The sequence below is a fragment of the Thermoflexus hugenholtzii JAD2 genome, from assembly GCF_900187885.1.
Taxonomy (GTDB): Bacteria; Chloroflexota; Anaerolineae; order Thermoflexales; family Thermoflexaceae; genus Thermoflexus; species Thermoflexus hugenholtzii.
In genome coordinates, this window is the sequence record NZ_FYEK01000066.1 from 1 (window position 1) to 13,044 (window position 13,044).

Sequence of the window (13,044 nt, forward strand, 5' to 3'; positions counted from 1 at the left end):
ACCGTGCGCCCCACCACCCTGCCCGACCTGGAGCTCAGCGTGGATGACATCCTGGGATAGGGGAACCGCGCTCCGGGAGCAGCCCACGCTGCAGCTCTTTCTGGTTTACTTCTCCGGGATGCGGAGGACGCCGTCCTGCACCACCACGCGCCCGCGTTTGATCACCGTGTGGACCAGGCTGACGCCATACCGGTAGGCCAGATGCCGGTAATCCGGTGCCTCCAGGATCACGAGGTCTGCCGCCTTCCCCGGCTCCAGGCTCCCGATCTCATGGCCCAGCCCGACGGCGCAGGCCGCGTTGAGGGTGACGGCGGTCAGGGCCTCCGCCGGGCTGAGGCCCATATAGCGGGTCGCCAGGGCCATCATCATCGGCAACGATTCGCACCAAGAGGTCCCGGGGTTGAGGTCTGTAGCCAGGGCCAGGGCGCCCCCGGCGTCGATCAGCCGACGAGCCGGGGCATACCGTGTGCTCCCCAGCCCGAAGGAAGTCCCCGGGAGCATCACCCCGATGGTCTCCGAGCGGGCCAGCTGCTCCAGGTGCTCCGGCGGCGTGCTCACCAGGTGATCGACGCTGACCGCTCTCAGGGCCACCGCCAGGGGCACCGCTCCCAACGGGGGCTCGAACTCATCGGCGTGCACCTTGAGGCCGAACCCCAGGTCCTTCGCGGCCTCCAAGATGCGCCGGGTCTGCTCCGGATCGAAGGCCCCTCGCTCGCAGAACACGTCACAGAACCAGGCCGCCCGCCCATCCTCCCAGGGCGGACACCAGAGCCCGTGGTGGGCAAACCGCCAGGCCGCGACGGTGGGGAGCATCTCCTCGATCAGCACGGCCACGTAGGCGGAGGGATCCTCCTGGTATTCCGCCGGTATGGCATGGGCTCCCATGAACGTGGGCACCAGATCCAGAGGATGCGCCGCGTTCAATCGATGAAGGAGGTCCAGCAGACGACGCTCGGTTTCCCACTCCAGGCCGTATCCGGTCTTCGCCTCCGCGGTGGTTGTGCCGTGGAGCAGCATCCGGTCCATCCGGGCGCGGGTCTCCGCCATCAGCTGCTCGGGGGAGGCGGCCCGCGTGGCCCGCACGGTGGCGAGGATCCCTCCTCCCGCCTGCAGGATCTCCAGGTAGGTGGCCCCTTTCAGGCGCTGCTCGAACTCCGCGGCCCGATCCCCCGCCCAGATGAGGTGGGTATGGGGATCAACGAGGCCCGGGACCACCGCCCGGCCCCGGGCCTCGAGGATCTCCGCGGCCTCGGTGATCTGGGCCTCGATCTCCCGGGTGGGCCCCACCGCCACGATGCGGCCTTCCCGGATGGCCACAGCGCCGTCGGGGATCACGGTGAGGAGCCCCATGGCCGCCCCGCGCAGGGGCCCGCGCCCCCGCGGGGTGACCACCTGGGCAGCGTGACGGATCAACAGATCAACATTCACGGGATCCCTCCTCGACGAAGTACGGTCGCGCCGACTCATTTCAGCATCGGCATCTTGATCCCATGCCGGCGGGCGACTTCGATGGCTTTCTCGTAGCCGGCGTCCGCGTGGCGCACCACCCCCAGGCCCGGATCCGTTCGCAGCACCCGCTCCAGGCGCCACTCTGCCTCCTTTGTGCCGTCGGCCACCACCACCATCCCCGCGTGCTGGCTGTAGCCGATGCCGACGCCGCCGCCGTGGTGGAAGGCCACCCACGTGGCGCCGGCCACGGCGTTGAGCAGGGCATTGAGGATCGGCCAGTCGCTGATGGCGTCCGAGCCGTCCTTCATCCCCTCGGTCTCCCGATTGGGGCTGGCCACCGAGCCCGCGTCCAGGTGATCCCGCCCGATGACGATCGGCGCGCTCAGCTCCCCTTTACGCACCAGCTCGTTGAAGTAGAGCCCGGCCCGGTCGCGCTCCCCGTAGCCCAGCCAGCAGATCCGGGCAGGCAGCCCCTGGAACCGCACCCGCTTCTGCGCCATGGTGATCCAGCGGCGCAGGCTTTCGTTCTCGGGGAACAGCTCCAGGATGGCCTGATCCGTCCGATAGATGTCCTCGGCGTCCCCGGAGAGGGCGACCCAGCGGAAGGGACCCTTCCCCTCGCAGAACAGCGGCCGGATGTAAGCCTGCACGAACCCCGGATAGGCGAAGGCGTCCTTCACCCCCATCTCGTAAGCCTGCTGGCGCAGGTTGTTGCCGTAATCGAACACCACCGCCCCCGCCCGATGGAAGGCGAGCATGGCCTCCACGTGGACCGCCATGCTCTCCCTGGCCCGCCGGACGTAGGTTTGGGGATCTTTCGCCCGCAGCTCCTCTGCCTCCCACACGGAGAGCCCACGGGGGACATACATCAATGGATCGTGGGCGGGAGTCTGATCGGTCACCACGTCCGGGATGATGCCCCGGCGGGCAAGCTCGGGGAAGACCTCAGCGGCGTTGCCCAACAACCCAATGGAACGGGCCTGCCCCGCCTTCCGGTAGCGTTCCACCCGCCGCAGGGCCTCCTCCAGATCCTCCACGATCTCATCGAGGAACCCGTGCTCCAGGCGCCGCCGCGCCCGACGCGGGTCCACCTCCACGATCAGGCCCACCCCTTCGTTCATCGTGATGGCCAGGGGCTGGGCGCCGCCCATCTCCCCCAAGCCCGCCGTCAACACCCACCTCCCCTTAAGGCTGCCCCCGAAATGAGTCCGGGCGCAGGCCGCCAGCGTCTCATAGGTCCCCTGGAGGATCCCCTGGGTGCCGATGTAGATCCAGGCCCCGGCCGTCATCTGGCCGAACATGATCAGGCCCTTGCGCTCCAGCTCGTCGAAGACCTCCCAGGTGGCCCAGTGGGGGACCAAGTTGCTGTTGGCGATCAGGACGCGGGGGGCCAGCTCGTGGGTGCGGAAGATGGCGACCGGCTTGCCGGACTGCACCAGAAGGGTTTCGTCGGGCTCCAGATTGCGGAGGGCTTCCAGGATGGCGTAGAAGCATTCCCAGTTGCGGGCGGCCTTGCCGCGGCCGCCGTAGACGATCAGGTTCGCCGGATCAGCGGCCACCTCCGGATCCAGGTTGTTCTGGATCATCCGGTAGGCCGCTTCGATCTGCCAGTTCTTGCAGGTTAACGTGCTTCCCCGGGGCGCACGGATCACCGGGGCCGTCCCGCTCGCAGACATGGGGACCTCCTGACTCAGGCTGGCACCTCCTGGTGTAGCGCAGATGCGTGGATCCGGCAACCGGGGGCCCGGCTGCGAACGGCCCAGGGATTAAGACCTGTTAACAGGCTCATAATCCGTGGATAACGGTGGGCGGGTAGGATGTCGATGGACAACCGGGACTCCTATGGAGCCCAAACCATGCGCAACCGGAGGTGTGATCCCATGAGCAAGCGATGGCTGTTCGTCCCGCTTTTCCTGCTGGCCCTGCTGGTCGGGGCGCTGGGGTTCGGGATCGTCGGGCGGGCGCAGGCGGCCCGCGCCGCCGCCCCCCTGAGCGGATTCGTCGGCCACCCCGGCGGCTGGTTCGGCCGGGGCCTCTGCGGGCAGGCCGGGCTGGAGGCCGCCGCCAAAGCCCTCAACATGACCCCTGAGGAGCTCTCCACCCAGCTCTGGGGTGGCCGCACCCTGGCCGAGCTCGCGGATAAAGCCGGCGTGGACCTCCAGAAGGTCCGCGATGCGGTGAACCAGGCGTGCGTGCAGGCCATCCGTGACGCCATCGAGCAGGCCGTCCGGGACGGCCGCCTGACCCGCGAGCAGGCGGACTGGCTGCTGCAGGGGCTGGATCGCGGCTACTGGGGCCCGGGCGCCGGATGGTGGGGCTTCCGCGGCTTCTGGGGCTTCCGGGGCCGCGGCGGGTGGTGGTGGGCTCCGAAAGGGCCGGCCACGCCCACTCCCGCGCCGGGCGGCACCGGCTTCTCCCGACCGCGCTTCGGGATCCTGGGCCGCTCCGCCTGAGGATCTCGTGCGTCGATCCCACCCCGGAGGGGATGCGCCGGCCGCATCCCCTCCACGCTTTTTTCAGGGACTCCATTGACCAACCGGACAGGAGGGCAGGATGAGGTTTCCGAAATGGCTTCGATGGGCTGGTATGGGGTTTCTGAGCCTGCTGGTCGCCTGTCAGGGGATGCGATCCGCCGCTCCAGCGCCCGGTCCCGCCCTTTCGACCTCCATCCCGCCCACCCCGGGGATCGCTGCGCCGGTGCCTGTGGCCCTGGCCGCCGGAGCCGGGGAGGCCGTCGCCGCCCTGGAGCAGCAGCTGAAGGCGATCTATCAACAGGTGAACCCTTCGGTAGTCCACATCCGCGTTCGAAGCGGCCAGGGCGCCCTCCGGGAGGAAAGCACCGGTTCGGGCTTCGTCTACGATCGAGATGGACACATCGTCACCAACCATCACGTGGTGGAAGGCGGGGGGACCGTCATCGTCACCTTCGCAGATGGGACGGAGGTCCTTGCCCGGGTGATCGGCACGGACCCGGACAGCGATCTGGCGGTGCTTCAGGTGGAGGTGCCGTCGGAGCGGCTTCATCCCGTGGCCTTGGGGGATTCGGGGGCTGTGCACCCGGGGCAGCTGGCCATCGCTATCGGTAACCCCTTCGGGCTGGAGGGGACGATGACCGTGGGGATTGTCAGCGCCGTCGGTCGGGTCATCCGGCCGGGATCCCGCGTGTTCAGCATCCCGAATATGATCCAGACCGACGCGCCGATCAACCCGGGGAACTCCGGCGGCCCGCTGCTGGACAGCCAGGGCCGGGTGATCGGCGTGAACACGATGATCTTCTCCCAGACAGGGGTCTCCTCGGGGGTGGGCTTCGCCATCCCGGTGAACACGGTGCGGCGCATCGTCCCGGAGCTGATCGCCCGGGGCCGTTATGAGCATCCCTGGCTGGGGATCTCCGGCTATTCGGTGACGCCGCTGGTGGCGAAGGAGCTGGGGCTGCCGGCCGAGCGGGGGGCCCTTATCCTGGAGGTGGACCCCCGAGGCCCTGCAGCCCGGGCTGGCCTGCGCGGGGGGAGCCGCCCGATCCCCGTCCTCGGGGAATCCATTCCCGCCGGAGGCGACCTCATCGTCGCCATCGACGGCCGCCCCATCTCCAGCATGGAGGATCTCATCGCCGAACTGGAGGAACATTACCGGCCCGGGGATGAGATCACCCTCTCCATCCTGCGGGACGGCCAGACGCGCGAGGTTCGGGTCCGCCTTGCCCCGCGGCCTTCCTCATGACCCTTCCGGAAGACACAGGCGGGGAGGGCATCATCGGCCCTCCCCGTCGGCCCGAGGATCGCTTACGCCCCGGTTGGGCGCTGGCGCTCCAGCAGCTCCTTGATGTCCGTCAGGGTCTCGCTGATCCGGAAGGTCACGATGAGCAGCTCCGCGTAGATTCTGGAGAGCAGGATCCCCAGGAGGACCACCAGGGGGCTTAGGCAGAGGGCGCCCAGGATCGCCCCGGCTCCATCCCGACGGCCGGCGATCCCCGCTCCGGTGATCCCGCCGAACAGGATGGCGCAGCCCGCCAAGATGCTGATGGCGACACCGATCCAGAACAGCGCCTGGATGAGATAGGGCGTGATCATCCGGCGGAAGGTGAGGAAGTCTTCCCAGTTCATAGAGGACCTCCATCGTCTCAAGGATCGTCTTGTCCCCCGAACGATTCGACATTATACTGCCCCTTAAAAAGGGGGAACAATGGAAGCGCCTGCGATTCCTCCTTCTCCGGCGGCATCGAAAACCAGTGGGAAGGCGATCGCTAGCCTGATCCTGAGCCTCCTTGGCCTGGTGGGCGTGCTCCCCCTCATCGGTTCCATCCTCGGGATCATCTTCGGCAACCAAGCGAAGGGGGAGATCGCCCGCAGCGGCGGGGACCTCACCGGCGAGGGGCTGGCCGAGGCCGGCGTGATCATCGGGTGGGTGGGGCTGGCCCTGAGCGTGATCGGGACGATCTGTGCCCTGCTGATCCTGGGCAGCACCATCGGGCTGGGGTTCTGCTCTGCCCTTATAGGTGGGATCCTCACTTCCCGTTAAGATCCGAACCCTCTTTAAGGAAGCGATCGGATCTGCGGGTAGCGGCGGTGCGCCCAGAGCATGTAGCCCAGGCTGGCCGCGGCCCCCAGGGCCACGGCCGCCGGGGCGCCCAGGGCGCTGGCCATCAGGCCCGCCTGTAACCCGCCCAGCCGCATCATCATCTGGAAAGCCAGGGTATACACCCCCATCACCCGTCCCCGCACCGCGTCCTCCACGTTCACCTGGATCAGGGTGTTGGCCAGGGCGTTCTGCCAGACGAAGGCCATCCCGCTCAGGATCAGGAACGCCAGCGCCAGGGGGAAAGAACGGGAAAGGGAAAACCCCAGCAGCGCCAGCGGGAAGCCCAGGTTCCCCCAGGTGAGCATCCGCCCCCGGCGTCCCGTATCCCCATAGGCGGCGGCGAGCAGCGCCCCGGCCACCGCGCCGATCCCTACCGCGCCCATCATCAGGCCGTAGGCCACCGCCTCCGGCTGCGCGCACGACAGAAGCACCTCGCCCCACCGGCTCTCGGCAACCCATCCGCAGAGGTGCCCGACCACCGGTGCCGCGCTGCCCCAGAGCGAGGTACGGGCGAATACGGGGAGGAGAACCGTGTAGGGCATGGAGAGGAAGGCAGATACTCCCACCATGCTCACCAAGCCCCACAACGTGGCATCCGCTCGGATGCGAGCCAGCCCGGCCAGGGGATCCGAAGCGGAGCCCGCGCGGACGCGCCGGGCCGTTGAGCCGGGCAATCGCATGGCCAGCAGGCCGGCGATCACCGCAAGGAACGAAACGCCGTTGAGGAAGAAGGCCATGGCCTCCCCCAGCGTGGCCACCACCAGACCGGCCAGGGAAGGGCCGATGATCCGCGCGAAGTTGAACAGGGAGGAGTTCAGGGCGATCGCGTTGCCCAGGTCCTCTTCCCCCACCATCTCCACCACGAAGGCCTGGCGGGCGGGCACGTCCAGCATCTGAAAGGCCGCCAGCAGCATGGCCATCCCCCACACGTGCCAGACCTGGACATAACCGCTCCAGGTGAGCCAGGCCAGCAGGAAGGCCTGGAACATCATCAGCGACTGGGTGATCAGGATGACCCAGCGCCGTGGGAAGCGATCGGCCAGGCTGCCGCCGAACAGCGCCAGGGGGAAGAGGGGCAGGATCGAAAGGCCGTTCATGATGCCCAGCCCGGCCGGCGACCCGGTGAGCCGGTAGACCAGCCAGTTCTGGGCGATGGTTTGCATCCAGGTCCCGCTGAGGGAGATCAGCTGGCCGATGAAATACAGCCGGTAGTTCCAGTGGCGGAGCGCCCGGAAAGGATGCCGGGCCCGACGGGTCGACATCGCCGGCCTCATGGGTTCGCTATCTGCTCCACCTGTGCTCCCTCATCCGGCTCGACCCGGAACAGGGTCGGCGCTCGTCCGAAGCGGGCGGCGTAGGCCCGGGTCATCGCCTCCGCCGCCTCAGCCACCGCGTCCCGATGGACAGCCGTGAGGATGCTGCCCCCGAATCCGGCTCCCGTCAACCGCGCCCCATACACCCCGGGGACCGTCCGGGCCGCCTCCACCAGGGTGTCCAGCTCCGGGGAGCTGACCTCGTAGTCGTCCCGCAGGCTGTCGTGAGAGGCGTTGAGCAACGCTCCGAAGGCCGGGAGATCCCCGCGCCGCAACGCGTCCACCGCCTCCCGCACCCGCTGGTTCTCCGTGACCACGTGGCGAGCCCGTCGGTAGATCACCTCCGGGAGCTCGGCCCGGGCCGCCTCCAGAGCCGCCGAGGTGAGATCCCGCAACGCCCGCAACCCCGGATCCCGCGACCGGAGCCGTCGGACCGCCTCCTCACATTGCGCCCGACGCTCGTTGTAGGCCGAGGCCGCCAGGGCCCGGCGCACCCCGCTATCGGCTACCAGCACGACCATCTCCGGCGGGACCGGCACCCACTCGATCGCCAGGGAGCGGCAGTCGATCCACAGGGCATGTCCCCGCCGGCCGAACCGCGCGGCCATCTGGTCCATGATCCCGCAACGCACCCCTACAAACTCGTTCTCCGCCCGCTGGCACAGGCGGGCCAGATCCAGAGGCGGGATCTCGTGGTCGCTCAGCGCCGCCCAGGCCACAGCGAAAGCCACCTCCAGGGCGGCCGAGGAGCTCAGGCCGCTCCCGATCGGCACATCCCCTGCCACCACCGCATCCATCCCGACCAGACGATATCCGGCCCCTTCCAGCGCCCAGGCCACGCCGGCCGGGTAAGCTGCCCATCCCCGCAGAGCGCCCGGACGCAAGCCGTCCAAGGAGAACACGGCCTCCTCCCCGAAATCGGCCGCGACCAGATGGACCTCCCGATCCGTCCGCAGGCGGGCGGCCACCCAGACCGCGCGATCGATGGCGATGGGGAGGACGAACCCCTCGTTGTAATCCGTGTGCTCGCCGATCAGGTTGACCCGCCCCGGCGCCCGGGCCCGCAGGAGGGGTGCGTCCCCAAAGCGTGCCCGAAAGATGTGCTCCGCTCGCGCCCGCGCATCGGACATGGCTTCCGCTCCGGAGAGATCGTGCAAAACCCGCCAACCTCGAATTGTAGCCCGATTCCATCGATGGAAAGGATCGAGCAACTGATCGCAACGGAAGCCCCTTCTCTGTCTTCGAGGCAGCGAGGCCGCGGTGAAAGCAGGAGAGGCTTCAACCCTGAACCACCGACAACGGGCCTCCTGACGGAATGGAGGCCCCCGATCTCCGGCCAGGCACACCGCGCGGATGATCAACCCGGTTGTCCTATAATGAATCCAGCAACCATCCTCCGGATCGGGAGGCTGCGATGCCGTTCGCCACCGTTCAGGGCGTCCGTCTGGTGTATGACCTCCGTGGCCAGGGGGTTCCGGTCCTCTGGATCCATGGGTTCCCCCTGGGCCGCTGGCTCTGGGATCCGCAGGTCGAGGCCCTGAGGGATGTGGCCCGGTCCATCGCCGTGGATCTACGCGGGTTCGGGGGAAGCAGCACTCCGGAAGGCCCTTACACCATGGAAACCTACGCGGAGGATCTGCGCGGGCTGCTGGACCTCCTGGGGATCGATCGGGTGGTCCTGGCCGGGCTCTCCATGGGCGGATACGTCTCCTTTGCCTTTTACGCCGCCTACCCCGAGCGGGTTCGCGGGCTCATCCTGGCGGATACCCGACATCAGGCGGACACACCGGAGGCCCGGGCGAACCGTTACGCGCTGATCGAACGGATCCGCCAGGAGGGGACAGCCGCCGCGGTGGAGGCCTTCCTCCCCCGTCTGCTGGGGGCCACCACCCGACGGGAGCATCCGGAGCGGGTGGAGATGCTGCGGCGCAAGATGATGACCAACCCAGCCGCCGGGCTCATCGGCGCCCTCCAGGCCATGGCCGAACGCCCGGATCGAACGGAGCTCCTCCCCCGGATCCAGGTCCCCACCCTGGTGATCGTCGGCGAGGAGGATGAGGTGACCCCGCCTGAGGTGGCCCGCCAGATGGCGGAGGCCATCCCCCACGCCCGGCTCGTGGTGCTCCCCTCGGCCGGCCACCTCGCGAACGTCGAGGCCCCCGAAGCCTTCAACGAGGCTGTGCGGACATTCCTGGGCCAACTCCCGTGAGGGCCGCACGGCCTGCCTGGGGGCGATGGTTCGGGATCCGCTCATTTGGGGGAAGATCGTGTCGGCAGAGAAGCGCGCCATCGCGCGGGTGCTCCGGGCGGTCCGGGAGGCCGCCCGTCGCTTCTCCCTTTTCTCTCCCGGGGAGACCGTGGTGGTCGGGGTCTCGGGGGGGCCGGACTCCCTGTGCCTGATGGACGCGCTGCACACGCTGGCTCCCGAGCTGGGGATCGCCCTGCACATCGCCCATCTCCACCACGGCCTGCGGGGAGCGGAGGCCGACGCCGACGCCGCGTTCGTGGCCGAGCAGGCGACGGCGCGCGGGCTCCCTTACACCATCGAGCGCCTCGAGGTCCGGGCCCTGGCGGAGCGGGAAGGCCTTTCCCTGGAAGAGGCCGCCCGTCAGGCGCGCTACACCTTCCTGGCGGAGGTGGCCGCTCAGGTGGGCAGCCGGACCATCGCCGTGGCTCATCATGCGGATGATCAGGTGGAGACCGTGCTGATGCATCTCCTGCGTGGGAGCGGCCTGGCCGGGCTGCGGGGGATGCGCCCGTGCATGCCCCTCACGGAATACCACGGATTGCTTCGTCGGCCCCCGGAGGGGCTCCGGCTGGTGCGGCCGCTCCTCGGCGTCTGGCGGAGCGAGATCGAGGCCTACTTACAAGCCCGGGGGCTGACCCCCCGTTTCGATCGCTCGAACCTGGACCTTACTTTCTTCCGCAACCGGCTACGCCATGAGGTGCTGCCGTTCCTGGAGCGCCTCAACCCCCGCCTGCGGGAGACCTGGTGGCGGATGGCGGAGGCCCTCGCCGCCGACTACGAGTTCCTGGAGCAGACCCTGCGTCAGGTCTGGCCCACCTTCGTGGCCCTCGAGGAGCCGGAGCGGATCGTCTTCGATCTCGCGCGCTGGCGGGAGCTCCCCCTCAGCCTGCGGCGCATGGCCTTGCGGGAGGCCGCCTTCCGGCTGGCCCATCGCCTGCGGGACCTGCGGTTCGAGCACGTGGAGGAGGCGATCCGGATGGCGGAAGAGGAGATGACCGGAGGGATGCTGACCTGGCCGGAGGGCCTGCGGGTCGCCGTCGCCTACGGAACCCTCATCCTCGCTCGAGAGGGCGCCCTCTGGCCGGAGCCGGACCTGCCGCTGCTGTCGGGAGCTCTCCACTTACAGCCGGGGGAGACGCTCTGGCCGGACGGCCGGTGGGTGGTGATCTGGGAGGAGCTTCCGGCATGGGATCCCGCCCGGCTGCAGCATGCGGATCTGTGGACCCTGTACCTGGATGCGGAGCAGGCGGGGGAGTCGCTGCGCTTCCGGACCCGGCGCCCGGGGGATCGCTTCCACCCGGCGGGGATGCCCGGGCCGGTCCGCCTGAAGACCTTCCTGATCAACCAGAAGATCCCGCAGGCCTGGCGGGATCGCTGGCCCCTGCTGGTGAACGAGCGGGAAGAGATCCTGTGGGTGGCGGGGGTGCGGCCCGCGGCCTCCATCCGCCCCGGCCCGCATTCCCGCTGCGTATGGCGGATCGCCATCCGAAGGGCGGCAACAGGATGACCGCTCAGCCATTGCCGTGCGCTTCCCCCTCGCTGTGAGCCAGCTCCCGCAGCGCGTCCAAATCCCGGATCCGGATATATCCTCCCCGCTCCGTGCGGATCCACCCCGCCCGGGTCCAGCGGCTCAGGATCCGGATGGCCGTCTCCAGGGTAGTGCCCGCCATGCGGGCGATATCCTCCCGGGAGAGGGGGATGGTGATCCGAAGGCCTTCCGCTTCGGGTTGGCCCGCGCGTTCCGCCAGGGTCAGCACCACGTAGGCGATGCGGTTCTCCACCCGCTCCAGGATCAGCGCCCGGATGGACATGGCCCGCTCCAGGCGCTGACCCAGCATCTGAAGCAACCGGACGGCCACGCGGGGATAGCGCTCCAGGAGCTCCAGATAGGCGGCGCGGGGGATCCGAAGGACAGTGACAGGAGTGGCAGCCTGGGCCGTGGCCGGGTTACGACTCAACAGAAGGGTCGCCCCGCCAAATACCTCCCCCGGGCCCAGGAGCTCCAGGATGACTTCTTTGCCCGGGGAGGCCTGACGCAACATCCGAACCCGTCCCTCCGCCACGATCCAAACTGCGTCGGCCTCATCACCCTGATGGAAAATATACCGCTCCGCCGGGAAGGAGAGCACCTCCGTCCAGTGGCCGATCTCGTGATAGGCGTCTACGTCCAGGCCCGCGAACAGAGAGACCCTCTGCAGGATCTCGATCAGGGAACCCATCCATCGATCCCCCGGGGCCAATCATCCGACTTCCCCAGTATAACGGGAGGCGGAGGAACACGAAAACGCCGACATCTGACCACCGGCAGGGACCATCCAGGGGGCTGCCCCTGCGATAAAATGGGGGAAAATCAGTGGTCTGCAAGGAGGCACGCGTTGCAGGCGCATGGCCTGTGGCAACCGGGCGCGCGGCGCCCCGGGGAGATCCGGATCGCGCTGCCCAGCAAGGGGCGACTGGAGGAGCCCACGCTGGCCTTCCTGGCCGCATGTGGCCTGGCGGTGGAGAAGACCAACCCCCGCCAGTATGTCGCTCGCATTCCCGCCCTGCCGGGCGTCACCGTCCTCTTCCAGCGGGCCGGCGACATCCCCTTGAGCGTCCGGGACGGCGGCGTCGACTTCGGCATCACCGGCTATGACGTGGTGATGGAGCGCCTGGATCACGATCCCAATGTCCTCATCCTCCACGAGGCCCTCCATTACGGCCACTGCGACCTGGTCCTGGCGGTGCCCGAATCCTGGCCGGTGGAGACGATGGAGGAGCTGGCTGCCCTCGCCCAATCCCGGGCCCGGGAGGGCCATCCCTTGCGCATCGCCACCCGCTTCCCCCATCTGGTGGGCCGCTTCCTGCAGGAGCATGGGATCCCCGCCTTCCAGCTGGTGGTCTCCGAGGGCACCCTGGAGGTCGCCCCCAGCATCGGCTACGCGGACCTGATCGCTGACCTCACCACCACCGGGACCACGCTCCACGACAACCGCCTGAAGCCCCTGCGGGACGGCATCATCCTCCATGCCCAGGCCTGCCTGATCGCCAACCGCAAAGCCCTGCGGACCCGGCCGGAGGTCCTGGCCGTGGCGCGGCAGCTGGTGGAGTTCTTCGAGGCCCACCTGCGGGCGGAAGGCCACTACATGCTCTTCGCCAACATGCGCGGGGAGTCCGCCGAGGCCATCGCCCGCCGCCTGTTCACCCAGACGGATCTGGGCGGCCTCCAGGGCCCCACCATCTCCCGCGTCTACGTCCGCGAGGAGGACCCCGGCTGGTTCGCCATCCACATCATCGTGCGCAAGGACCGCCTGAACGAGGCCATCCGGCAACTGCGGGCCATCGGCGGCAGCGGCGTGGTGGTGGCCCCGGTGACCTACATCTTCGAGGAAGAACCCCCCCGCTGGCAGCGGGTGCTGGACCAGCTGCGCGAGGCCGAGGAGGCCTCTCCCTCTTAAAACCCGCACACCAGGAGCG

General features: G+C 68.8%; 12 protein-coding genes. 6 read left to right on the top strand and 6 right to left on the bottom strand.

What is annotated here, in order from left to right:
• Positions 1–105: 105 nt before the first annotated feature.
• A complete protein-coding gene (gene hutI, locus CFB18_RS12225; RefSeq protein WP_200808208.1) occupies positions 106–1,428 on the bottom strand; it encodes an imidazolonepropionase in 1,323 nt (440 codons plus the stop codon).
• 35 nt (positions 1,429–1,463) lie between these two features.
• Positions 1,464–3,125 (bottom strand): urocanate hydratase, encoded by a 1,662-nt coding sequence (gene hutU / locus CFB18_RS12230; RefSeq protein WP_088572082.1) that lies wholly within the window; start codon positions 3,123–3,125, stop codon positions 1,464–1,466.
• Between the two features lie 204 nt (positions 3,126–3,329).
• On the opposite strand from hutU, the gene CFB18_RS12235 reads away from it, so the two are divergent.
• Positions 3,330–3,902: a hypothetical protein gene (locus CFB18_RS12235; RefSeq protein ID WP_088572083.1), complete on the top strand. Its 573-nt coding sequence runs from the start codon at positions 3,330–3,332 to the stop codon at positions 3,900–3,902.
• Positions 3,903–4,002: 100 nt separating this feature from the next.
• Entirely contained in the window at positions 4,003–5,169 is a 1,167-nt protein-coding gene (locus tag CFB18_RS12240) for a S1C family serine protease (RefSeq protein ID WP_088572084.1), read from the top strand.
• Positions 5,170–5,231: 62 nt separating this feature from the next.
• On the opposite strand, the gene CFB18_RS12245 is transcribed toward CFB18_RS12240, so the two are convergent.
• Positions 5,232–5,552: a DUF4282 domain-containing protein gene (locus tag CFB18_RS12245; RefSeq protein WP_088572085.1), complete on the bottom strand. Its 321-nt coding sequence runs from the start codon at positions 5,550–5,552 to the stop codon at positions 5,232–5,234.
• 79 nt (positions 5,553–5,631) lie between these two features.
• Here CFB18_RS12245 and CFB18_RS12250 point away from each other — a divergent pair, with 79 nt between their 5' ends.
• Positions 5,632–5,967, top strand: coding sequence for a DUF4190 domain-containing protein (locus CFB18_RS12250; RefSeq protein WP_088572086.1), 336 nt, complete (start codon positions 5,632–5,634; stop codon positions 5,965–5,967).
• Between the two features lie 14 nt (positions 5,968–5,981).
• Here CFB18_RS12250 and CFB18_RS12255 read toward each other — a convergent pair whose 3' ends face one another.
• Positions 5,982–7,289 carry an MFS transporter gene (locus CFB18_RS12255; RefSeq protein ID WP_159461736.1) on the bottom strand — a complete coding sequence of 436 codons (1,308 nt, stop codon included), beginning with the start codon at positions 7,287–7,289 and terminating at the stop codon, positions 5,982–5,984.
• Between the two features lie 8 nt (positions 7,290–7,297).
• Positions 7,298–8,470, bottom strand: a complete 1,173-nt coding sequence (gene galK / locus CFB18_RS12260; RefSeq protein WP_088572088.1) for a galactokinase — start codon at positions 8,468–8,470, stop codon at positions 7,298–7,300.
• 284 nt (positions 8,471–8,754) lie between these two features.
• On the opposite strand from galK, the gene CFB18_RS12265 reads away from it, so the two are divergent.
• Both CFB18_RS12265 and tilS read left to right on the top strand, forming a co-directional pair.
• A complete protein-coding gene (locus CFB18_RS12265; RefSeq protein WP_088572089.1) occupies positions 8,755–9,549 on the top strand; it encodes an alpha/beta fold hydrolase in 795 nt (264 codons plus the stop codon).
• Between the two features lie 58 nt (positions 9,550–9,607).
• Positions 9,608–11,095, top strand: coding sequence for a tRNA lysidine(34) synthetase TilS (gene tilS, locus CFB18_RS12270; protein WP_159461737.1), 1,488 nt, complete (start codon positions 9,608–9,610; stop codon positions 11,093–11,095).
• A gap of 4 nt (positions 11,096–11,099) precedes the next feature.
• Here tilS and CFB18_RS12275 read toward each other — a convergent pair whose 3' ends face one another.
• Positions 11,100–11,807 carry a Crp/Fnr family transcriptional regulator gene (locus CFB18_RS12275; RefSeq protein ID WP_088572091.1) on the bottom strand — a complete coding sequence of 236 codons (708 nt, stop codon included), beginning with the start codon at positions 11,805–11,807 and terminating at the stop codon, positions 11,100–11,102.
• Positions 11,808–11,963: 156 nt separating this feature from the next.
• Between CFB18_RS12275 and hisG the strand changes: the two genes are divergently transcribed.
• Positions 11,964–13,025 carry an ATP phosphoribosyltransferase gene (hisG, locus tag CFB18_RS12280; protein ID WP_159461738.1) on the top strand — a complete coding sequence of 354 codons (1,062 nt, stop codon included), beginning with the start codon at positions 11,964–11,966 and terminating at the stop codon, positions 13,023–13,025.
• Positions 13,026–13,044 lie beyond the last annotated feature (19 nt).

What these genes read in the sequence shown, in the direction of transcription:
- CFB18_RS12275 (WP_088572091.1), bottom strand. Translation starts at nt 11,807, where the DNA reads ATGGGTTCCCTGATCGAGATCCTGCAGAGGGTCTCTCTGTTCGCGGGC.
- hutU (WP_088572082.1), bottom strand. Translation starts at nt 3,125, where the DNA reads ATGTCTGCGAGCGGGACGGCCCCGGTGATCCGTGCGCCCCGGGGAAGC.
- CFB18_RS12235 (WP_088572083.1), top strand. Translation starts at nt 3,330, where the DNA reads ATGAGCAAGCGATGGCTGTTCGTCCCGCTTTTCCTGCTGGCCCTGCTG.
- CFB18_RS12240 (WP_088572084.1), top strand. Translation starts at nt 4,003, where the DNA reads ATGAGGTTTCCGAAATGGCTTCGATGGGCTGGTATGGGGTTTCTGAGC.
- CFB18_RS12265 (WP_088572089.1), top strand. Translation starts at nt 8,755, where the DNA reads ATGCCGTTCGCCACCGTTCAGGGCGTCCGTCTGGTGTATGACCTCCGT.
- CFB18_RS12255 (WP_159461736.1), bottom strand. Translation starts at nt 7,289, where the DNA reads ATGTCGACCCGTCGGGCCCGGCATCCTTTCCGGGCGCTCCGCCACTGG.
- CFB18_RS12250 (WP_088572086.1), top strand. Translation starts at nt 5,632, where the DNA reads ATGGAAGCGCCTGCGATTCCTCCTTCTCCGGCGGCATCGAAAACCAGT.
- CFB18_RS12245 (WP_088572085.1), bottom strand. Translation starts at nt 5,552, where the DNA reads ATGAACTGGGAAGACTTCCTCACCTTCCGCCGGATGATCACGCCCTAT.
- galK (WP_088572088.1), bottom strand. Translation starts at nt 8,470, where the DNA reads ATGTCCGATGCGCGGGCGCGAGCGGAGCACATCTTTCGGGCACGCTTT.